Raw genomic sequence first — 20,814 nt, 5'->3', positions numbered from 1 at the left:
GGGAAGTAGCAATGCCCGCCTGCATCCACCAATCTGAGGAAAAATGTTACAAACTATTGCGAGGGTGGGATTAATGTGAACGATCTATCGCAGAATGTTTGCGGAAGGTGGCTGTCTCCCCAACCTACTGTATTGGTTGTTACTTTAGAATTATGAGACTACTGAGATTTAACTTAGAAGGTCAGATTTCAAACAGTAACTGCATGCTGATTTCGTAGGCAGACAGGAGAATAGCTCCATCATCAAAAATGCGACTGCCAGTTTTAAATACACCTGGTTACCTTTTTCTGGAGGAATCCATCGATGAGTATCGTCACGAAATCCATCGTGAATGCAGATGCTGAGGCTCGTTACCTGAGCCCTGGCGAACTAGACCGGATTAAGACTTTTGTTACTTCTGGTGAGCGCCGCCTCCGCATCGCTCAAACTCTAACTGAGTCTCGCGAGCGTATCGTCAAGCAAGCTGGCGATCAACTGTTCCAGAAGCGTCCTGACGTAGTTTCTCCCGGCGGCAATGCCTACGGTGAAGAAATGACGGCTACTTGCCTACGCGACATGGACTACTACCTACGTTTGATCACCTACGGAGTAGTTGCTGGTGATGTTACCCCGATTGAAGAAATCGGTTTGGTAGGTGTTCGCGAAATGTACAGATCTCTGGGAACCCCAGTTGATGGTGTTGCAGAAAGCGTTCGCGCCATGAAGAATGTTGCCGCCTCCATGATGACTGGCGAAGATGCTTCTGAAGCTGGCGCTTACTTCGACTACGTGATCGGAGCGATGCAGTAGAGAGACACTGTCTCTACTCAAGTTAAAGATTCTTAGAATCGGTGCAATAAGGAAATAACAATCATGCAAGACGCAATTACCTCGGTTATTAATTCCTCCGACGTTCAAGGTAAGTACCTCGACAACTCCGCTATGGAAAAGCTCAAGGGCTATTTCCAAACTGGCGAACTGCGGGTTCGTGCTGCTAACACCATCAGTGCTAACGCTGCAACTATCGTTAAAGAAGCTGTTGCTAAGTCTCTGTTGTACTCGGACATCACCCGTCCCGGCGGCAACATGTACACCACTCGCCGCTACGCTGCTTGTATCCGCGACTTGGACTACTACCTCCGCTATGGTACCTACGCTATGTTGGCAGGCGATCCTTCCATCCTAGATGAGCGCGTGCTCAACGGCTTGAAGGAAACCTACAACTCCCTAGGTGTACCTATCTCCGCTACCGTTCAGGCAATCCAAGCCATGAAAGAAGTCACCGCTAGCCTAGTTGGTGCTGACGCTGGTAAGGAAATGGGTGTTTACTTTGACTACATCTGCTCTGGCTTGAGCTAAGTCAACTTCCTATCTAGACTTCTAAGTTAGGAGTCTGCTGTTAAGGTCTGGGAAGTCCGGAGTGAGTGCTAGCTCGCGATCAGGCTAATGCGGCTTGTACGGTCTAGTATTGACTCTTGACTCCCGACCTTTGCTCTATCTACACCAAACCCTTAATGGTTTCAAAACTGATTATCTCGCTATAAATTAGGCTTTGACTTCAGGAAGAAGCAAGACTGAATAGCCTGTAATGCGATCGCCTAATTTAGACAAGTAGCAGATTCAGTTTCCTACAAAAAGTTTTGATAATTGCCTTTTGGCAAAACAGAGATCAACATTTAAAATTTCTCAACCTGATTAGGAGAGATCGACTCATGCGGATGTTCAAAATAACGGCTTGCGTTCCTAGCCAAACCCGGATTAGAACGCAGCGCGAGCTACAAAATACCTATTTCACCAAACTAGTTTCCTACGATAACTGGTTCCGTGAGCAACAGCGGATTATGAAGATGGGTGGCAAAATCATGAAGGTGGAACTAGCTACTGGTAAGCAGGGCGTTAACACCGGGCTACTTTAATTCCACAAGTTTTTTATGTGAATTGCTGAGAGGTCTTTGTGACCTCTTTTTTTATTTCTCTCTGCGAACAACTTATCACCCTGTTTCCGTCTGGCATTATTACTGTTAAGCTATGCTGTGCATCTGAGCATAGACTTTATCTGAAGCCTGGGTCATCATTAGCACTTTTATGCCCATGACCCATGACTAATGACCAACAACACCAGTAGTAATTAGTGGCTCTATATAACCTGATTCCATTTGGCAACTCCTCCGACCTCCAGGAATGGGCTTTGGAAGCCCGATTGTTACGGTGGCTGACTTTCCTGTGGATGTCTGTCGGTTTGGTTGTTTTGTTTTCAGCCTCCTATCCAAATGCTGATGCTGAGTATGGAGATGGTCTGTATTACGTCAAGCGCCAGGTGGTTTCAATTTTTCTGGGCTTAATAGTTTTCAACTTTTTAGTGCGATCGCCTCTTCGCTATATTCTAGGAGTCGCCCGTTGGCTCTTACTTCTACTGTTAATGCTCATTGGCGTTACCCTGATTCCAGGATTAGGAACTACAGTTAACGGAGCGACACGGTGGCTATCGCTGGGGATATTTCCCTTTCAACCCTCTGAGCTGATCAAGCCTTTTCTAGTTCTGCAAAGCGCGCGGCTTTTTGGGCAGTGGGAGCGGCTGAGTTGGAAAATCCGAGGATTCTGGCTGTTGGTTTTCTGTGCTGTACTCGTGGGGATCTTGCTCCAACCTAACTTGAGTACAGCCGCCCTCTGTGGCATGACCTTGTGGTTAATTGCCCTAGCTGCTGGGTTACCCCTTTCCCAGCTAGGAGGAACAGCCATTGGGGGTTTTCTCCTAGCTCTGCTCAGTATCAGCATTAAAGACTATCAGCGACGACGGGTAATGTCGTTTCTCAATCCCTGGGCTGACCCAATGCAGGATGGATACCAACTTGTTCAAAGCCTTATGGCTGTTGGTTCCGGGGGAACCTGGGGAGCTGGTTTTGGGCTGTCGCAACAAAAATTGTTTTATCTGCCGATTCAAAACACCGATTTTATATTTGCAGTCTTTGCTGAAGAATTTGGCTTCGCAGGTAGCCTGTTGTTGCTTCTATTACTCGTTACCTATGCCACTTTGGCATTGATAGTCGCGATGAAAGCGCGAAATATTGTTCATCGATTAGTCGCTATTGGAGCAATGATTCTGCTCGTGGGTCAGTCCCTGCTAAATATTGGCGTTACAACAGGTGTGCTTCCTACAACAGGTCTCCCCTTGCCACTATTTAGTTACGGTGGCAACTCAATGATTGCCAGTTTATTGGCAGCCGGATTATTAGTTCGGGTAGCTAGAGAAAGCAGCGAAGCAGAAGTGGTCTCCATAGCGCATCGCCGCGCTGAACAAGGACGAAAGCAACGAACTAGACAGCAACCTCAATTTCCTCGGTAATATCCTCTTTTGGTTGCAAAGGTATTGTTGAGAGTGATCAGGAGCAGGGGTGCGGGGGAGATGAGGGGATAGGGAGAACCAACAACCTCATTTATGCTTTATCCCTGCGTCCCTGCTCCGAGTGCTGCACAAGCCGATAAGAATTGAACGCAACTGTCAGCTTTGCCAGTTTTGAGGATCAGTTGCTGGGTCAATTTCCTGATATCCCGCTTCGTTCAGTGCGTGTCTAGCTAAATCTAAGTCAAAAACACCCTGAGTGTCGTTAGCACGGAGATGATCTACGGCTTTGAGTAAATGAGCGATCGCATCTAGAGAAGCAGTGAATTTTGTTTCCAGTTCAATAACTCTGTCGATTAGCTCTTGGTGGTTTTGGTCACTCATCACAGGTGGTAGGTAGATAGGTCGATAGGTATTTTTCCTGTCGGGGTGACAAAAAAGGGCGACGGTTGTGTCACCGTGCGCCCCTAACTTATTGGTATGAGGTGCAACCACAAAAAGGCTGCGCCCCACAATTGGCAATGTTTAACGGCTTGCCATTTGGAAGCGATCGTTGATGGCGTTCCAGTTAACGACGTTCCACCACTGCTTTAGGTACTCAGGACGCTTGTTTTGGTACTTGAGGTAGTAGGCGTGTTCCCAAACGTCGTTACCCATGATAGGGAAGTGACCAGCGGTCAGAGGGCTATCTTGATTGGGAGTACTAATCACTTCCAATTTGCCACCGCTATTGCGGACTAACCACGCCCAGCCACTACCAAACTGAGTAGCACCAGCATCATTGAACTTCGTCTTAAAGCTCTCAAAGTCCCCAAAGGTGTCACTAATCGCTTCAGCGATCGCGCCTGTAGGTTCTCCGCCAGCATTAGGAGCCATGATCGTCCAGAACATCGAGTGGTTCACATGACCGCCACCATTGTTACGCACTGCAGTCATGATGTCAGACGGCAGGTTGTTGAGGTCGCGAATCAGTTCTTCAGGGCTTTTGCCTTGTAACTCAGAGTGCTTTTCCAGTGCCGCATTGAGTTTATTTACATAAGCCTGATGATGCATATCATGGTGAAGCTGCATCGTTTGGGCGTCGATATAAGGTTCTAAAGCGTCAAAGCTATACGGTAAAGATGGTAATTCGTGTGACATAAGTCTTTTTTCTTCGTTACTACTAAATAGCCAAACTGGCGATCGGGTTCTGGCACACCAGATGTCTACCCTTGCCAATTTGCTACTTTCAAATTTTAAGTGTATATGCGATGCCCGAATATAGGCAAATATACACTTATTTCTCCCTTTTGACGCAGGAAATCTCCTTCTTTCGAGCCGTAACCTCAGCAGATAAATATGTTACAAATTTTTATCTAAATACTGTCGCTCATGAATAAAGAACGGAAGCAAATCTGTTGATTCTAAAATATAGAGAAAACGTTAAGATTTAACTGACTTACAATTGGAAATTGATAAATAATTGCCGCGAAAGCATAAGTGCTATTTCACATAAAAACAATAGATATTAAAATAATTAATAAGTCAAATTCGTTACACTGTAGAATAACAATTTATGTAGGTAGTAAAAGGCTAAATTAAAAACAGCAGGCAGCTTAACCTAAACCTAATTCGTGACACGTTTACTTCCTACGGCATTGTGGACAAGTAAAGTTTTTACAAAATGAAAATTTGTCATCCATCTTTTGAAATAGATTTATCACGTACATGAAATCAGAATTTTGTAGAAAATACCATTTTTCTTCAAAGCAGTGGTAGGAGGTTAAGAGGGTAGTGTAGGTGGCGATCACGCTTTTTCTACTCAAAGCCTCTTAGTCCACGAGGCTACAACCCTTACCAAATTTTCTACATACGGAAGCAGAGATTGTGAAGAGGTTGCACTGTGTTTTAACGAAAGTACCGAGCTGCTGTTAGAGAAGCGATCGCAGGCAGTACTACAGTTCCATTAGAGCTGCAACCCTCTAGCAAAAACTCCCCTTTAAAGCCTGAAGGATGGGCTATAAATCTTCCCCTCCGCTGTTTGATAAATCTCCGCTGCTTAGTAAATCTAATACCCACGAAAGAGTCAAGAATGGTACAAATCGAGTTATCTTCGTAGGGAACTTAGAGGTTCAAACAATACATTCGTCTGTAGGCAATCTCAATTATTCTGCTACAGGCTATGGAAGCTTGTTTAAAAATATACAGAGGATTCATCTTATGACTGAAGAAACCAGACAAAATTTACCAGAAGATCCTAAAGAAGCTGAACCGGGTAGAGGTGCTCCAGGTAATAACCACTACGGCGTTCAAATGGCACAAACAATCGGCGTAAACGACCCTGAAGAAGTCATTCCTTCTAACGTTGATGTGGAAAAAAACGTCAAAGAAGTAAAAGCCTTAGAGGAGCAAGAAGAAGGTTCAGGAATGGAGACAACTGGTGGATATGTTCTCGACGAAGCTGGCAGACTAGACAATGTAGCTGTTGAACCAGAAATGTATGTTGAAGAAAAGTAATCTTTCTCTTTAATTATTTGCTGGGAGACTATCATACCGTTAATCTCCTAGCATTTTTTATGCTGTAAGGTAATTTGCTGGCACTGAAAAACTGGCATTTCACTAAGGAAACTCTTAAATAGGAGTTACGCTAAGTCACCATTGCTTTCCTTCAGCAAGCTGAGTTGACTTAGCTCCGAGGTAATTTATGTTGCTATAGAAACAATTGCTTCACCTAAAGGTAGAAGAAATTTGTCAGCAACTATTGTGAATTCAGTAGGTTATGTAGTTACGCTGAAATTGCGATCGCAGCGCTTTATTTTAGAGGTTTAGATACGAATACTCGCGGTGTCCCCAGATAGGGGTATTTCATTGTCATCTTTTTACCCGCGTAGTCTAGATTGACGATTTTGCCGATAGTACTTTCCGATTCTTGGACAAGACTACCTTTAGAAAGTCAACATGTATGCTGTCGAGAAGATACGTCTGACATCCACCTTAGAACTTCTGCAATTTATGTCGCAGGTAATATCTAATCAGCCAAGCGATTAAATATAAATAGTAGAGAGCAAATGTCTACAGCATGGCTTTGCCTAGAACGGTGGGCTATATTCCCGCTTACCGCTTATTAATTGTGCAGTTGTTCATGCGTCAGCGTGGCATGTGCCAAGCACCATCGTGATTTTTAAAACAGCATTATTCAAGGAACTGTTATGGCAAAGTTTGGGTACCACGCCTCTCATGAGCAATTCAAGCCGAGTAAGCTAGTAGAGTACGTTCAAGCTGCCGAAAAAGCTGGATTTAACGCTGTTCTCTCCTCTGACCATTTTTATCCTTGGAGCGAGCGTCAAGGAGAAAGCGGTTTCACTTGGTCTTGGCTAGGCGCAGCCATGCAAGTCACTAACTTACCGTTTGGGGTCGTGAATGCTCCAGGGCAACGGTATCACCCCGCAATTATTGCTCAAGCTGCCGCCACTGTAGCGGAAATGTTTCCTCAACGCTTCTGGATAGCTCTAGGAAGTGGTCAGGCACTCAATGAGCAAATTACCGGGGAAGGTTGGCCGGCTAAAGGTGACCGAAACCAGCGCTTACGAGAATGCGTTGACGTGATCCGCGCTTTATGGGCAGGAGAGACGGTGACTCATTACGGTCTAGTGACAGTGGAAGAAGCTAAACTCTACACGCGTCCTGAGGTTCCCCCTCTGATTATTGGAGCCGCGATTACTCCCCAAACAGCAGAGTGGGTGGGAGGATGGGCAGATGGGCTGATTACTGTCTCCCACCCCTACGAGAAACTTCGAGAAGTTGTAGAAGCCTTCCGTCGAGGTGGGGGAGAGGGCAAGCCGATGTACCTAAAGGTGCAACTTTCCTACGCACAAACTGAGGAAGCCGCACTCCAGGGAGCCTACGATCAGTGGCGCACAAACATCTTTGCCAGTCTTGTCTTGTCAGATATTCGGCTTCCCAAACAATTTGATGCAGCAGCAAAGTTTGTTAAACCGGAGGATATGCACGAATCTGTGCGGATCTCAGCCGAACCAGAACAACATATTGAGTGGTTGCAGAAGTACATAGACCTAGGATTCAGCGAACTCTACCTGCACAATGTCAATCGAGAGCAACAACAGTTTATTGAAACTTTTGGGGAAAAGGTGCTTCCTGTTTTGGCAAAGATAAGCTAAAGCCTAGTATGTAGGTTTTTGTATTTTGTACTGTATTGCCGTAGCAATACAGCTAGAGGATTATTATTGGCGATCGCATAACTGCCGTGGGCGGAGTGCGATCGCATTTTTCAACCTCCTCACCCTAGTGGTTGGCGGGTGGTACGGTACGAAATCGAATTTGGCGAGCGCTGTTTGGTAACGACTGTCAGTTAGTCATCAACGACTTTAACATGACCGATTGTGCTTCCTAGCTAGGCAATGGCAAACTCACTAAATTTCCTGACAAATGGCGATCGGAAGCTCAAGACAATATCTGACTTTGGCACACCTTGTTCAACTAATTGTTGAGCAATCCCTGCTTCAGTAAAGTCCCGTTGAATCCAAATTTTTCCATCCTTAATATCAATATGGATTAGGCAAGCATAAATTCGCTTTTCGTCCTGCCAGCCAATATGCACTAGTTGATAGTGGTCATTTTCAGTATTAAAAATGAGTTGTTTTTCGATAGATTCTTCTTTTAATGGGTATTTTGCGTGTTCTTTTAATAGATTCTTGATCAATTGGCTATAGTCTAATTTTTCCATAGTACGATCGTCTCCTGTACAGGATTAAAGACAATTAGATTTAGGTGATACGCTTCGGCTGCTTGCTGGATAAACTCATCTGTAAAAAATTCACTGTAGGCATCTTCTGGAACCGCTAAATATAACATTCGCTCTGGCTCTAGTTTTTCCAATGCCAATCGATAATTTAAGAATTGACCCAAAGCCAAGTGAAACTCATTAATTGCTGAAAGTCCCAGAAAACTCTTGATCTCAATGGCTATTTTCTGGTCATTCCGTTCAGCCGCTAACAGCTTTTGTGCCCCCAAATCAATGTACATCCCAATTTTGGGAGAAGCTTTGAGATAAAGTGGATCGTCTGTTATCACCCATCCATCTTTTTCTAGGGCTAACCGAACTACATTGTGGAAGACATCCTTGGTAGACATTTGGGACTTCTCAATACCCTCGTAGCCACTATTCTAAGTTGTCGGGCGATTTTCTGAGCCATCTGTTTGCAAAATAATTGAGGCAGGTAGGCTGTGTCTTCTTGTAGAGTGTCACTTGCCTTTAAATGCTTTTGGGTGATTCGCTGTTGGAGCTGTATTACCCGCGATTCGCAACGCGATTCCTTCGGGAATCTCTGAAAAAAGAAAGCTTTACTAGCCGCTAATTAGGGCTGTTCTTATCAAGTAGATTCATCAGCTTCGGGCGATCGCGTTCGATCAATTGCTAATAAAAAAAGGTGAGCTTTTGGGCCCACCTTGCAAGTCATCAATGATTCGATATTAGCCTAGCAATTGCTTTGCCTTAGCAAGTACGTTATCTACCGTGAAGCCAAACTTCTCTAAGCAGACATTTCCGGGAGCGGAAGCACCAAAGCGATCGATACCAATAGCGATTCCTTCATCGCCAACGTAACGATGCCAACCAAAGGTAATACCTGCTTCCACAGAGATGCGCTTCTTAACCGCTTTTGGCAAGACTGATTCGCGATACTGCTCATCTTGCCGATTGAATAGTTCCCATGAAGGCATAGAAACAACGCGGACTTTCTTACCTTGATTGCGTAGCTCTTCGGCAGCTTTCACACAGAGTTGGGTTTCGCTTCCTGTACCCATCAAAATGATATCAGGAGTACCCTCACTGTCTGAGAGGATGTAAGCACCTTTCTGTGTTCCTTCAATTGAACTACCCGCGAGGTTCGGCAAATTTTGCCGTGAAAGTCCGATTACTGTGGGTCCACGACGGTTTTCAACAGCAGCTTTATAAGCTCCAGAGGTTTCGTTACCGTCAGCGGGACGCATTACCACTATTTCAGGAATGGCACGCAGGGAGGCAAAATGTTCAACCGACTGGTGGGTAGGACCATCTTCACCCAGAGCGATAGAATCGTGGGTCATGACATAAATGACACCCGCACGCGCCAAGTTTGAGAGGCGCATCGATCCACGCATGTAGTCGGTGAAGGTCAAGAAGGTGGCGCAGTAGGGAATTAAGCCACCATGAGTCGCCAGACCATTGCAAATTGCGGCCATTCCGTGCTCTCGTACCCCAAACCAGAGGTTGCGGTGCTCGTAAGAACCTTTCTGGAAGTTACCAGAAGACTTCAATAGAGTTTTGTTGGAGGTGGAAAGGTCAGCAGAACCGCCAATCAGTTGAGGAACAACTTCGGCGATCGCATTCAAGCATTTACCAGAATGGTTCCGCGTTGCATCTCCTTTATCATCTGGAGTGTAGGTGGGAAGGCACTTGTCCCAACCTTCAGGGAGCTTTTTGCTCCACATTTGCTCTAGGGTTGCCGCTTCTTCGGGGTACTGTTCTTTGTACTTACCATAAAGCTGATTCCACTCGTCTTCCAACTTAGCGCCGCGTTCGACTGCCTTGCGCCAATGGTTGAGGGCATCTTCGGGAACCTCAAACGGCTCGTATTGCCAACCTAGCTGATCGCGGGTAGCTTTCACTTCGTCAGCACCAAGAGCTGCACCGTGGGAGTCGTGGGAATTGGCTTTATTAGGAGAGCCGTAGCCAATAGTTGTCCGGACTTTGATTAGTGAGGGTTTATCCGTGACTCCCTTGGACTCTTCAATCGCTTGAGCAATTGCCTCAAGATCAGTGTTGCCATCCTCAACAGCTGTTACATGCCAGCCATATGCTTCAAAGCGCTTGCCGACATCTTCGGTGAAGGACATATCGGTGTCGCCATCAAGGGAGATCTTGTTGTCGTCATAGAGAACGATCAGCTTGCCCAAGCCCCAGTGTCCTGCTAAAGAGCAAGCTTCTGAAGCCACACCTTCCATCATGTCGCCGTCACTGGCAATCACATAGGTGTAATGGTTAAAGATCGATAAATCTGGCTTATTGAATCGAGCCGCAAAGTGTGCTTCAGCAGCAGCAATACCGACAGCGTTAGAAATGCCTTGCCCCAAGGGACCTGTTGTCACTTCGACGCCTTCGGTCATAAAATCTTCCGGGTGTCCTGGAGTTTTTGACTCCCACTGCCGGAACTGCTTGAGGTCTTCAATTGTCATGCCCTCATATCCACTCAGGTAGAGCAGGGCATACTGCAACATACTGCCGTGACCCGCCGAGAGAATGAAGCGATCGCGATTGTGCCAGCCAGGATTTTTGGGGTTTATCCGCATAAAGCGGTTCCAGAGCACAAAAGACATCGGAGCCGCTCCCATTGGCAGCCCTGGATGACCGGAATTTGCTTTTTCTACGGCATCAATTGCCAGAAAACGAATGGAATTAATACAAAGTTCTTCGAGAGATTGGGTTGCAACGGCCATAACTTCTATTTATTTAATGACTACAGTGTGAACTCAGGTTTAACGCAAGATCTTTTGTGAGTTAATACTCAATGGCTCTCGGTTGCCCAAAGACTATCACCCATCATCCCATTAGCGGAATCGATGAGCAAGGCTAGAGAATAAGCATTAGTCATATTTTGAGCGTTGAATCAGAGCATCTTCACCCGATAACTCATCACTCATCACGCCATCACTCTCTAGCAGTCTATTTTAATAGTATTAACGGGTTGTAGAGATGTTATCTACAGTATTTCACAGGTTCTGAACCCCTAAAATTAGGGGTTAGGTCACTAGTCTGCTGCTCTCGGTGTAGAAAGTCAGTTAGCTGGGTTGTACTTTTTAAACACTAACGTAACGTTATGACCACCGAATCCAAACGAGTTAGAAAGGGCAACATTGACAGTTTGAGAACGGCTTTGATGAGGCACATAGTCCAGATCGCACCCCGGATCAGGATTCTCTAAGTTGATCGTCGGCAGGACTTTGTCGTTGGCGATCGCCATAGCTGTCGCTACAGCTTCAATACCACCAGAACCTCCCAATAAATGCCCAGTCATGGACTTGGTAGAACTGATGGCAACTTGATAAGCGCTCTCACCTAGGGCCGTTTTAATAGCTGCGGTCTCGGTGACATCATTCATAGCAGTACTAGTGCCGTGAGCGTTGATGTAATCCACCTGATCGGGTGCAATTCCAGCATCCTTCATCGCTAGTTGAATTGCCCTGGCTGCACCTTCCCCACCCGGAACGGGAGAGGTCATATGGTAGGCATCGCAGGTCATGGCATAGCCGATAATTTCTGCATAAATTTTTGCCCCTCGGCTTAGAGCATGTTCTAGCTCTTCTAAGAGCAAAATTCCAGCTCCTTCTCCCATCACAAACCCGTCGCGATCGCGGTCGAAGGGGCGACTAGCATGAGCCGGGTCGTCATTACGCGTTGAAAGCGTCCGGGCAGAGGCAAAGCCTGCAAACGACAAGGGAGTTACCGCTGCTTCTGTCCCACCACAAATCATTGCCTGAGCATAGCCACGCTGCACTAAGCGAAAAGCGTCGCCAATCGCATTAGAACCAGCCGCACAAGCCGTAACCGTGCAGTTATTTGGCCCTTTAGCACCTGTATGAATTGCCGTCAAACCCGCTGCCATATTCGCAATCATCATGGGAATCATGAATGGGCTACAGCGGTCTGGCCCTCGCGTCAGATAGATTTCTTGCTGGTCTTCTAAAACCTTTAAACCACCGATTCCCGTACCGATGATTGCCCCCACCTGCTCTGCATTCAAGTCATTGATCACAAAGTTGGCATCTGCAAGCGCCTGTTTACTTGCCGACACTCCAAATTGGGCAAATCGATCCATGCGTTTGGCTTCCTTGCGCTCCAAATAGAGATGAGGGTCAAAACCCTTTACCTCACCAGCAATCCGACAATTATGCCGGGACGCATCAAACAAAGTAACTGGGCCAATGCCATTACGCCCACTGAGCAACCCTTCCCAGTACTCTTCTAAGGTGTTGCCTATCGGTGTAATCGCACCGAGGCCAGTAACCACAACACGCTTCAGTTCAGAATTCGTCATGATGGCAGTAAGATAGGGCGCGATCGCCCATAACATAAAACTAAAGAAGGCATTAGGCTTAAGAGCCTTGAGTTTAGATCCTCAGAGCTAGACTAATACCGCTCGCTAATGCCCTTATTTTTACACTCAATCCCTACCTCTACGCAGAGGCAGTAACCTTCCCACTGATGTAGTCTACAGCAGCTTGTACTGTAGCAATTTGCTCGGCTGCCTCATCAGGAATTTCAATATCGAACTCTTCTTCCAACGCCATCACCAGTTCAACTACATCTAGAGAATCGGCGTTCAAGTCGTTGGCAAAGTTTGCTTCGGGTGTTACATCAGCCGACTCAACTTCTAGTTGTTCACAAACGATCTTCTTTACTTTCTCAAAAATTTCTTGGTTCATAAGCCTTCCTTAACCCAATTACTCGAACCTTATAAGCAGTGTTGCCTAGTTCTAAGCATTTTTTAATCTTATCGGAAAGAGGAACCATCCATCGCTGCCATGGTCGCTTCTTCAATTGGCACTCCCGCCTTAGTTGCCGATAAACGACCAAAAACGTTGAAATGCTCACATTTTGAAGGTCAAAGGGATTCCAGAAATTTCACTAAAAGCTCATTGGCAAACGATGATAGAAGAAGAGGTCAAGATTTACGCAAGCCAAAATAAAGAATCATGGCATCCAAAATACTGAAGTACGCTTATTTTCCTGGTTGCGTCGCTCAAGGAGCCTGCCGGGAACTCTATCAATCGACAGCCGCCCTTACACAGGCGCTAGGAATTGAGCTGGTGGAACTCAAAAAAGCATCTTGTTGTGGTTCTGGCACATTTAAAGAAGACTCTCAACTCCTCGAAGATACAGTTAATGCCCGTAACATTGCTTTAGCAGAGTCTTTGAATTTGCCCCTACTGACCCATTGCAGTACCTGCCAAGGAGTAATCGGTCATGTTGATGAGCGCCTGAAGGAATTTCAACACACAGACCCGGCTTACATTGAGCAAATTAATGGTCTATTAAAAAAAGAAAGCTGTTCACCCTATCAAGGCAGCACAGACGTTAAGCATTTGTTGTGGGCGTTGGTAACAGACTACGGTTTGGACGCTATACAAGAACGAGTCACCCACAAGTTGGCAAACTTGAACTGTGCTGCCTTCTATGGCTGCTATTTACTGAGAGCGCAAAAGTCTATCCCCTATGACGACCCCTTCCATCCTGAGTCGATGGAGGATGTCTTTCGGGCAGTGGGGGCAACACCAGTATATTATCGGGGACGTACTCAATGTTGTGGTTGGCCGATTTCTAGCTATGCACCGCAGCAATCCTTCAAGATGGCAGGCGCGCACATTCAGGAAGCCATAGAGGCAGGGGCAGATTGCCTAGTGACTCCCTGTCCTTTGTGTCACCTCAATCTTGATTCTCGGCAACCAGAAGTTGAGAAAGTGATTGGGCATCAGTTAGGATTACCCGTGTTGCACCTGCCACAGCTTATTGCTCTAGCGTTGGGGATTAGCCCTCAGCAGTTGGGATTAGACAAGCACATTGTCTCAACGCGACCTGTACTAGAAAAGTTGGGGTTGTAGGAAGTTACAGTTATTTTCGCTACGGCGACTTAGTAACAGACAGTAACCTCAGGCATCTTCAGGACGCGGCTTCGACCTACGACGCTGCCGAAACCACATTGAAATTCCTGTAATTGCCAAAGTAAGTAAACCAGCCGCGTTCAAAAACGGATAAATTGCTTCCAGGTTGAGAATGCCGAAGTTTCCTTTATGCCAACTTAAAAGCCACCCAAAGCCTCTGTTATGGTCTGTAAGCTGCATGATTTGATAAAGAGAGCCTGTAATTAGAGTCAGGAGAATGGGTAAAAGCATAATCGGTGCCAAAGAACGGTGCAGCCGACGAAGAAGACTAGAATTAATGTTCATGACAATTCCTTTAAGATCAGAAAAACGATCTGAATCGGCTAACAAAAGTTCTCAGCCCCTAATTTACTGATTTGTCGGTGGCAACAAGACACCAATAGATTAGTAAAAGTGTTGTCTGGGTTGGGTTCTATGCCGTCAATCTCATTTACCCAAAAAAATGTTAGTCAACTAGGAGAAACTATAGAAGCGCCGGAAACATCAATAGGTAAACAATGTGTACAAACTTCACATTCGTCTTTTAATATACTCATAAATTTGATTAAAATTATAAACATTAAATTTTACCAAATCTAGTTTTAAAAATATTTTGTTGCCAAAAGAATTGGAATAGTTTGCGCATTAATCTTAATAATTAGACTTTTAGAATAAACTCAAATACAACCTTTATAAAAAGACACGATTTAACCGGAATGAGTTATGAAGATTTTAATTGTTGAAGATGAACAAGAAATTGCTCAACTCATTTCCTCAACCTTGGAAAGAGAAGGATTTTCCTGCTATCACTGCCGGGATGGATTATCTGCATTACAGGTATTCCAAGAGCAGCAACCTGATGTTGTCCTCCTTGACTTAATGCTCCCTGGTTTGGATGGGCTGGAAGTTTGCGCCCGTATGCGGCAGAAACCCGGCGCAAAAGACCCTTACATCCTAATGTTGACAGCTAAGGGAGAAGAAATTGATCGAGTAATTGGCTTATCAACTGGTGCTGATGATTATTTAGTTAAACCATTTAGCCCTAGAGAGTTAGTAGCAAGAGTTCGAGCATTGTTACGGCGTAGTCTCCGCCATGGGGGAGAAACATTGGTTTATCGTACTCCCCATTTTACTGTTGATGTAGACCAGCGGCAGGCTTACCGTAACTTAGATTCTGAAGAGTCAGAAGCTCTAGATTTAACTACCTTAGAATTTAATTTATTAAGCACATTTGTTAGTCAACCTAATCGGGTTTGGAATCGTACTCAGTTGATAGATAAGCTTTGGGGAGATAACTTTTTTGGAGATGAGCGAGTCGTTGATACTCATGTAGCACGGTTGCGAAAAAAGATTGAACCTGACCCAGCCAATCCTAATTTTGTTAAAACAGTAATTGGTGTGGGCTATAAATTTGAAGATTTAGTAACTCAATAATGTCATTCAGAAGAGTTGGCTCACGTAAGAGAAAAGCCTTACCCTTAACCTCGCGTTTACTGCTTTCTCACCTTCTGGTAATGATGGTGGCAGTTGGTACTATGGTGATTGTCGGTAAGCTTTCTTCGCCCCGCTTGTTTGTCCTACACCTACAGCAATTAGAGGGAAGGGGATTTAGTTTACGCTATGCCCGTACTTATCTTGTGAAAGGATTTGAAACTGCCTGGAACCGCAGCACTTTCTGGGCTGTGATTGTAGGTACTACTGCTGCAGGTGGACTCAGCTACTGGGTATCTAAACGGATTACCCAACCTCTAACTCAAATCGAACAAATTACTCAGAAGTTTGCCGCTGGACAGCTTGATGAACGCTTACCGCCCAGTGAAATTCCTGAACTTAACCAACTCAGTGCTAGCTTTAATCGCATGGCTGTCAGCCTAGAGGGAGTAGAACGCCGTCGTCGAGAATTAATTGGAGATTTAACTCATGAGTTGCGGACACCATTAACGGTAATTCGCGGATACTTAGAAGAGTTGGCGGACAGTCAAATTGAACCTAGCAGCGAAGTTTATCAGCGACTTATTAGAGAAACTACTAGGCTCCAACGACTGGTCAACGATACGCAAGAATTATCAAAAGCGGAGGCAGGGTATCTGCCAATTCATCTTCAAGCGATTAACGTGTGTCCTTTTTTGAAGTCTCTGGTAGAAAAATTCTCTGATCAATTACTTGATGATGGTCCAGCTTTACAGTTGGAGTGTCCATCCAAACTTCCTTTAGTAATGGCTGATGCTGACCGCTTAGAACAGGTGTTGATGAATTTATTAGGAAATGCAATTTCCTATACAGAGGAAGGTTCAATTACTGTTCGGGCTTGGTTAGAAGCCCGTCGATTGTGGATTGCAGTTATCGATACAGGTTCAGGAATTGCACCAGAAGATATACCTCACATATTTGAGCGTTTTTGGCGTGCTGGTCAAGCCAGTGCCCGTAATACTAGGGGAACAGGTATTGGACTAGCGATTTCGCAGCGATTGATTGAACTACAAGGGGGCAGGATTCAAGTAGAAAGTGTAGTTGGTAAAGGTAGTACATTCAAGTTTTATCTACCTTTGGTGTAGTAGCCGTTCGTTAGAGATTGCTGATAAAATGCTTCTTTTAGGCAGAATAGAAGGCAGTAAAGTTGTTTAATATTTATTTTGTGAATTACATCAACTCTTTCTTGACTCTTACAGAGTCGTCTCCCAGTTTCCTTTTATGGAAGTGAGAAAATTGTTTGTAGTAAAAACTTAGAATATTGGTATTACTTCTGGTAAAAACTAATGATTGATGAAGAGTTACTTCGCTTTTTGACACACCCAAGTCACAGTGATGTTATATAAACTTGCTAAATTTGAAAGACCATAAGGTTTGGCAAAAGCTTGAGTGAGCTAAACTTCAGAAAAAATTAATTAAAGCTGGTTAATTAAAGAAAGGGTTTTAGAATGTTTTCTACTATTTTGGCAACTACGTTAGTTATCACGCTTACTTTGTCTGGAGGGGCAGCGATCGCTTATTTATTTCCTAATCATCACTCCTAACAAAAATATCAACTTGTTACTTTAGGTTACAGTAATGTGTTTCAGGCATTTTTTACCATTATTTTTCAAAGAATACATTAGGTGATCTGCTTTTGCGAGCATTTCATCTACAGCCTCGGGTGGCTCTAGAAAGGTGATCATGCCAATACTAAAGGTAGTACCTAGCTTTTGTCTTTCTACTGTCTTTTGAAGACATTTTTGCAATCGCAGTACTACTCCTTGAGCTGGCTCATATCCACTACCTGGCAAAAGAATCAAAAATTTATCTCCTCCTAGTCTAGTAACGAAATCTGTCTCACGAATATTGTTCTTAAGGACTTCAGCTACTTGTCGTAAGGTTCGATCTCCTGCCTGATGTCCGTAGTTATTGTTAATTAAGCGGAAGTCATCAATATCAATATAAGCAATAGTTAAGGGATGTCTATATCTAGAAGCTCGTTTAACTTCTAAATTTGCCAATTCAAAAAATATTTTTTTATTGATCAGCCCGGTGATCAAGTCAGTTCTTGCTAGTTGTTTTCCTGACTCTAAGGATTGATGTAAGGCAGATAATAAGTAACTAAAAGCTAAGAAAAAGCTTAGTTTTGATGCCGCATTCCAGATAACGACTAGCCAAGACTGTTGGTTGAGTTGTTGTTCATTGGCGAAGTACCAAATGGCAACACTACCCGTAGCGCTGAGAAAACCCATCCAACGCTCAACGAACCAGGTGATAAGAGAGACCGGAAATAGATAAAAGATATCAACAGAAATGTCAGCAGAAATTTGATGATCTAAGAAACCTAGCAAGAGTAGCAATATAACCCCGACGAAGATCGCCAAGCGTTTTGGTGACTTCGCAAAGTAAGTGCTGAAAGGCATGGGGAATCTTTGGCTTAGTTAAAACAGATTATAGTCACGCTTTTTTGCAATTACAACGATTTTTCAGGATTTGTGGCAACCTTTATAGAAGTATTACAGTATGTCCCTAGGTTAAGTTGAACGTATCACTACAGAGAATTGTTAGGCGATCGCGCCACTACAAACGGAAACTACGCTAGAGTCTCGATTCCAAAATCCGGACTTTTACCAGTAAAAGTGCTGAGTCTGTACCGCTTATCTAGCTCACAAAGTTGGTTTGGTAACACCCTGGACAGGGAGATAAAATTTTTCTACCTTAAACAAAAAAAAGGATGGGCAAATACCCATCCTGATCGACCTGTCGAAACTTTTATTTTAGTCGAGGCAACTGCTGCCGATACAGCAACTTAGGGATTAGTTAGGAATTTTGTTGCGTAGGGACAGCGCCTGGTTGCACTACTAAATCAATAGTTTTCCCGGCTCGACTGAGTTCCATTGGCAGATTGCTACCGACCTTACTACTTTCTACAAACTTTTGGACATCTTTAGAATCTGCGATCGCCTGGTTATTGATCTTTTGAATCACATCACCTGCACGGATTCCCGCTCTTTCTGCTGGAGAATTCGGCATTACTCTGGCAATCAGAACTCCTCGATCGGCATTGATCTGAAAACCAACACTGGGATTACTGTTGATGTTCTGTTTGATTTCCGGTGTTAGTTGCACCATTTGAATGCCTAAATAGGAGTGTTCTACTTTTCCTTGAGCAATCAACTGGTTAGCAATGTTTTGTGCGGTGTTGATAGGAATTGCAAAGCCTAATCCTTGAGCACCTTGAATAATTGCGGTGTTGATCCCGATAACCTGTCCAGAGGCATTGAGAAGCGGGCCGCCAGAGTTACCCGGGTTGATGGCAGCGTCAGTCTGGATGAACTCAACTCGTTTATCTGGGACACCAACTTGGCTGCTAGAACGACCAGTCGCGCTGATGATGCCAGTTGTGACTGTGCTATCTAAACCTAGAGGGTTACCGATCGCTATTGCCCATTCTCCAGGCTTAAGTTCATCGGAGTTTCCTAAGGAGATGGTAGGCAGATTATCTGCCGTAATTTTCACAACAGCAATATCGGTGACGGAGTCAGTTCCCAAAACTGTGCCTTCAAAGCTGCGACCATCTTGCAGCGTCACACTCACTTTATCAGCGCCATCAATCACATGGGCATTGGTGAGAATCTGTCCCTCTTGGTTGAGAACAAATCCCGATCCCGTCCCGCGCTCAACCCGCTCACTCGGCCCTTGGGGAACCTGGGAACCGAAGAACTGGCGGAAGGCGGGATCATTAAATATTTCAGGACGCCTGCTAGCTACGGTTCGTGAAGCATTAATGCGAACAACAGCAGGACCTACTTGTTCAACAACATCGCTGATAAAGTTGGTGTTTCCTACCGATGCGATCGCCGTTGCTCTAGTGGGGATGCCAAGGTTGGGTACTGTTTGAGCTAATAGGGCTTTGGAAGCGATGGGGTTTTGTACGTTCAGGGAGTTGACCGAAACAACAGTCCCAGCACCAAGCAGCACTAAAGAAACATAGGTTGCTGCTTTTCGCAATGGAGAAGCCTTGCTGGTGCGAGTTACAGATTGATTATTGTCAAAACCTAGACGATTCGTTTGTTCAGGAGCGTTGTCTTGGTTCGGTTGATCAGTTTTCATAATTGCTTCTTGGGAGCAGGAAATAGAGAGTTAATAGATCGGTATTGCAGCTAGCACCAGCTATCAAGCTTTGATCAGCGAAATTCGCAAATCTTCTTGACATCTCTTAATTTAGCTAGCGTCTATGACATTCCGATGTCAGGGATGTTGCACTTTTATGAAGGTTGTTCGCCGTTTTATATAGCTGTGGTGAACACTACAGCCAAGATTGAAATCAGATGTAAAGATCTGGTACAGAACGTTTCTACAGCTAATCTCTAACGTCTTCAGAGAGAAACGACGGACGATTTTTACGAGTATCTTGTAAGCGTTGTTCCAGAGCGTGCCAATTTTCCTGCTCAATTTCAGTGATCAGCTGGTCGAGACAGTGGCGGTAAGATAACAGCGATCGCCACAGTGACTTGTGGTTGTAACGTGCCATCATCACTCCTAGCTCCGGATTGCCTCCACCAACACGGCTAGTGTCTCGAAAACCAGAACTGGCAAGATTTTGGGCAAGCTCTAACACAGAAGTCTCTGATTCGCTCATACATGCCTCAATTAAGCTGGCACTTACCATCACTGGCAAATGGGAAATCCAAGCCACGGCGCGGTCATGCTCCTCAGGGCGGCAAAAATAAACCTGGGAACGGAGCGATCGCACAATTTCTTCCACAATTTTGACAGCAGCCGGGGGCGTTGTATCTAGAGGCGTTAGCACGTAAGGATTTCCGGCAAACAACTGAGACTGAGCGGCATCAATGCCACTATCCGCTGTGCCTGCCATTGGATGACCACCCACAAAGTTATGCCAAAGCGGAGTAACAACCTCAACGACAGCAGCTTTGACAGAACCAACATCAGTGATGATGGCGTCAGTGGCTAAATGGGGAACCAGTTGCTGAATAGTTGGCGCGATCGCGGTAATGGGCGTACAGACAAAAACAACATCAGCAGCTGCCAAGAGCGTTAAATTCACACTGGCATCATCCACAACTCCTCGCTCAATAGCCAGTTGGCAGGTTAGCGAATTGCGAGAAACACCTAACACCTGATGTCCTAGCGATCGTAAATCTATCCCCAAAGAGCCACCAATCAACCCCAGTCCAACAATCCCAATATTCATTGTCTAGCGCTATCAAAGTTAAGCTTATGCAAGCATTAAATTAATTGTTATGCAACGCCAAGACTTAAGCGGCGAAAACTGTCTTAACCAGTTGATGCCCGGGTTGTCGCTACCAACCAGCTTGCTCCCTTCCTTGCTCCTCCGTGTACCA

20 protein-coding genes are annotated in these 20,814 nt (G+C 45.0%); 9 read left to right on the top strand and 11 right to left on the bottom strand.

The window, feature by feature from the left end:
• Positions 1-303 precede the first annotated feature (303 nt).
• From apcA to AC5JR3_RS13085, 4 genes are all read left to right on the top strand, one after another.
• Positions 304-789 carry an allophycocyanin subunit alpha gene (gene apcA / locus AC5JR3_RS13100; protein ID WP_495846640.1) on the top strand — a complete coding sequence of 162 codons (486 nt, stop codon included), beginning with the start codon at positions 304-306 and terminating at the stop codon, positions 787-789.
• Between the two features lie 63 nt (positions 790-852).
• Positions 853-1,338 (top strand): allophycocyanin subunit beta, encoded by a 486-nt coding sequence (apcB, locus tag AC5JR3_RS13095; protein WP_495846638.1) that lies wholly within the window; start codon positions 853-855, stop codon positions 1,336-1,338.
• Between the two features lie 353 nt (positions 1,339-1,691).
• Entirely contained in the window at positions 1,692-1,895 is a 204-nt protein-coding gene (locus AC5JR3_RS13090; protein WP_495846636.1) for a rod-capping linker protein CpcD domain-containing protein, read from the top strand.
• 215 nt (positions 1,896-2,110) lie between these two features.
• Complete coding sequence (locus AC5JR3_RS13085; RefSeq protein WP_495846634.1) at positions 2,111-3,322, top strand: FtsW/RodA/SpoVE family cell cycle protein; 1,212 nt, start codon at positions 2,111-2,113, stop codon at positions 3,320-3,322.
• Between the two features lie 156 nt (positions 3,323-3,478).
• Here AC5JR3_RS13085 and AC5JR3_RS13080 read toward each other — a convergent pair whose 3' ends face one another.
• On the bottom strand, positions 3,479-3,814 hold the full coding sequence (locus tag AC5JR3_RS13080) for a hypothetical protein (RefSeq protein WP_495846632.1): 336 nt from the start codon (positions 3,812-3,814) through the stop codon (positions 3,479-3,481).
• A 30-nt stretch (positions 3,815-3,844) separates the two neighbouring features.
• Positions 3,845-4,459 carry a superoxide dismutase gene (locus AC5JR3_RS13075; RefSeq protein WP_495846630.1) on the bottom strand — a complete coding sequence of 205 codons (615 nt, stop codon included), beginning with the start codon at positions 4,457-4,459 and terminating at the stop codon, positions 3,845-3,847.
• Between the two features lie 852 nt (positions 4,460-5,311).
• On the opposite strand from AC5JR3_RS13075, the gene AC5JR3_RS13070 reads away from it, so the two are divergent.
• Entirely contained in the window at positions 5,312-5,815 is a 504-nt protein-coding gene (locus AC5JR3_RS13070; RefSeq protein WP_495846628.1) for a hypothetical protein, read from the top strand.
• Positions 5,816-6,507: 692 nt separating this feature from the next.
• A complete protein-coding gene (locus AC5JR3_RS13065; protein WP_495846626.1) occupies positions 6,508-7,476 on the top strand; it encodes a TIGR03885 family FMN-dependent LLM class oxidoreductase in 969 nt (322 codons plus the stop codon).
• 233 nt (positions 7,477-7,709) lie between these two features.
• On the opposite strand, the gene AC5JR3_RS13060 is transcribed toward AC5JR3_RS13065, so the two are convergent.
• The 5 genes from AC5JR3_RS13060 to acpP form a co-directional block, all read right to left on the bottom strand.
• Positions 7,710-8,042: a XisI protein gene (locus AC5JR3_RS13060; RefSeq protein WP_495846624.1), complete on the bottom strand. Its 333-nt coding sequence runs from the start codon at positions 8,040-8,042 to the stop codon at positions 7,710-7,712.
• Positions 8,030-8,449, bottom strand: coding sequence for a XisH family protein (locus AC5JR3_RS13055; RefSeq protein ID WP_495846622.1), 420 nt, complete (start codon positions 8,447-8,449; stop codon positions 8,030-8,032). Before AC5JR3_RS13055 ends, AC5JR3_RS13060 begins: the two co-directional genes overlap by 13 nt.
• Positions 8,450-8,788: 339 nt before the next feature.
• Entirely contained in the window at positions 8,789-10,792 is a 2,004-nt protein-coding gene (gene tkt / locus AC5JR3_RS13050) for a transketolase (RefSeq protein WP_495846620.1), read from the bottom strand.
• 338 nt (positions 10,793-11,130) lie between these two features.
• The gene (fabF, locus tag AC5JR3_RS13045; protein WP_495846618.1) at positions 11,131-12,390 is read right to left on the bottom strand and encodes a beta-ketoacyl-ACP synthase II; all 1,260 of its coding nucleotides are present in this window, start codon (positions 12,388-12,390) and stop codon (positions 11,131-11,133) included.
• A gap of 139 nt (positions 12,391-12,529) precedes the next feature.
• Complete coding sequence (gene acpP / locus AC5JR3_RS13040; RefSeq protein ID WP_495846616.1) at positions 12,530-12,778, bottom strand: acyl carrier protein; 249 nt, start codon at positions 12,776-12,778, stop codon at positions 12,530-12,532.
• Between the two features lie 270 nt (positions 12,779-13,048).
• Between acpP and AC5JR3_RS13035 the strand changes: the two genes are divergently transcribed.
• Positions 13,049-13,954, top strand: coding sequence for a CoB--CoM heterodisulfide reductase iron-sulfur subunit B family protein (locus AC5JR3_RS13035; protein ID WP_495846614.1), 906 nt, complete (start codon positions 13,049-13,051; stop codon positions 13,952-13,954).
• Positions 13,955-14,002: 48 nt separating this feature from the next.
• Here AC5JR3_RS13035 and AC5JR3_RS13030 read toward each other — a convergent pair whose 3' ends face one another.
• The gene (locus AC5JR3_RS13030; RefSeq protein WP_495846612.1) at positions 14,003-14,299 is read right to left on the bottom strand and encodes a PepSY domain-containing protein; all 297 of its coding nucleotides are present in this window, start codon (positions 14,297-14,299) and stop codon (positions 14,003-14,005) included.
• Positions 14,300-14,716: 417 nt separating this feature from the next.
• Between AC5JR3_RS13030 and AC5JR3_RS13025 the strand changes: the two genes are divergently transcribed.
• Both AC5JR3_RS13025 and AC5JR3_RS13020 read left to right on the top strand, forming a co-directional pair.
• Positions 14,717-15,427: a response regulator gene (locus tag AC5JR3_RS13025; RefSeq protein ID WP_495846610.1), complete on the top strand. Its 711-nt coding sequence runs from the start codon at positions 14,717-14,719 to the stop codon at positions 15,425-15,427.
• Positions 15,427-16,548, top strand: a complete 1,122-nt coding sequence (locus tag AC5JR3_RS13020) for a sensor histidine kinase (protein ID WP_495846608.1) — start codon at positions 15,427-15,429, stop codon at positions 16,546-16,548. Before AC5JR3_RS13025 ends, AC5JR3_RS13020 begins: the two co-directional genes overlap by 1 nt.
• A gap of 480 nt (positions 16,549-17,028) precedes the next feature.
• Here the strand turns inward: AC5JR3_RS13020 and AC5JR3_RS13015 are convergent, their stop codons facing one another.
• From AC5JR3_RS13015 to AC5JR3_RS13005, 3 genes are all read right to left on the bottom strand, one after another.
• Positions 17,029-17,868: a GGDEF domain-containing protein gene (locus AC5JR3_RS13015; RefSeq protein WP_495846606.1), complete on the bottom strand. Its 840-nt coding sequence runs from the start codon at positions 17,866-17,868 to the stop codon at positions 17,029-17,031.
• Between the two features lie 397 nt (positions 17,869-18,265).
• Positions 18,266-19,558, bottom strand: a complete 1,293-nt coding sequence (locus AC5JR3_RS13010; RefSeq protein WP_495846605.1) for an HhoA/HhoB/HtrA family serine endopeptidase — start codon at positions 19,556-19,558, stop codon at positions 18,266-18,268.
• Between the two features lie 250 nt (positions 19,559-19,808).
• Entirely contained in the window at positions 19,809-20,663 is an 855-nt protein-coding gene (locus AC5JR3_RS13005) for a prephenate/arogenate dehydrogenase (protein WP_495846603.1), read from the bottom strand.
• Positions 20,664-20,814 lie beyond the last annotated feature (151 nt).

Source organism: Kastovskya adunca, from assembly GCF_059505785.1.
The sequence above is the reverse complement of the archived record's forward strand: the minus strand, read 5'-3'. Positions and strand labels throughout refer to the sequence as shown.

Bases quoted from the DNA above. Each gene is read 5' to 3' on its own strand.
- apcA (WP_495846640.1), top strand. From the start codon at position 304: ATGAGTATCGTCACGAAATCCATCGTGAATGCAGATGCTGAGGCTCGT.
- apcB (WP_495846638.1), top strand. From the start codon at position 853: ATGCAAGACGCAATTACCTCGGTTATTAATTCCTCCGACGTTCAAGGT.
- AC5JR3_RS13090 (WP_495846636.1), top strand. From the start codon at position 1,692: ATGCGGATGTTCAAAATAACGGCTTGCGTTCCTAGCCAAACCCGGATT.
- AC5JR3_RS13075 (WP_495846630.1), bottom strand. From the start codon at position 4,459: ATGTCACACGAATTACCATCTTTACCGTATAGCTTTGACGCTTTAGAA.
- AC5JR3_RS13070 (WP_495846628.1), top strand. From the start codon at position 5,312: ATGGGCTATAAATCTTCCCCTCCGCTGTTTGATAAATCTCCGCTGCTT.
- AC5JR3_RS13065 (WP_495846626.1), top strand. From the start codon at position 6,508: ATGGCAAAGTTTGGGTACCACGCCTCTCATGAGCAATTCAAGCCGAGT.
- AC5JR3_RS13060 (WP_495846624.1), bottom strand. From the start codon at position 8,042: ATGGAAAAATTAGACTATAGCCAATTGATCAAGAATCTATTAAAAGAA.
- AC5JR3_RS13055 (WP_495846622.1), bottom strand. From the start codon at position 8,449: ATGTCTACCAAGGATGTCTTCCACAATGTAGTTCGGTTAGCCCTAGAA.
- tkt (WP_495846620.1), bottom strand. From the start codon at position 10,792: ATGGCCGTTGCAACCCAATCTCTCGAAGAACTTTGTATTAATTCCATT.
- fabF (WP_495846618.1), bottom strand. From the start codon at position 12,390: ATGACGAATTCTGAACTGAAGCGTGTTGTGGTTACTGGCCTCGGTGCG.
- acpP (WP_495846616.1), bottom strand. From the start codon at position 12,778: ATGAACCAAGAAATTTTTGAGAAAGTAAAGAAGATCGTTTGTGAACAA.
- AC5JR3_RS13035 (WP_495846614.1), top strand. From the start codon at position 13,049: ATGGCATCCAAAATACTGAAGTACGCTTATTTTCCTGGTTGCGTCGCT.
- AC5JR3_RS13030 (WP_495846612.1), bottom strand. From the start codon at position 14,299: ATGAACATTAATTCTAGTCTTCTTCGTCGGCTGCACCGTTCTTTGGCA.
- AC5JR3_RS13025 (WP_495846610.1), top strand. From the start codon at position 14,717: ATGAAGATTTTAATTGTTGAAGATGAACAAGAAATTGCTCAACTCATT.
- AC5JR3_RS13020 (WP_495846608.1), top strand. From the start codon at position 15,427: ATGTCATTCAGAAGAGTTGGCTCACGTAAGAGAAAAGCCTTACCCTTA.
- AC5JR3_RS13015 (WP_495846606.1), bottom strand. From the start codon at position 17,868: ATGCCTTTCAGCACTTACTTTGCGAAGTCACCAAAACGCTTGGCGATC.
- AC5JR3_RS13010 (WP_495846605.1), bottom strand. From the start codon at position 19,558: ATGAAAACTGATCAACCGAACCAAGACAACGCTCCTGAACAAACGAAT.
- AC5JR3_RS13005 (WP_495846603.1), bottom strand. From the start codon at position 20,663: ATGAATATTGGGATTGTTGGACTGGGGTTGATTGGTGGCTCTTTGGGG.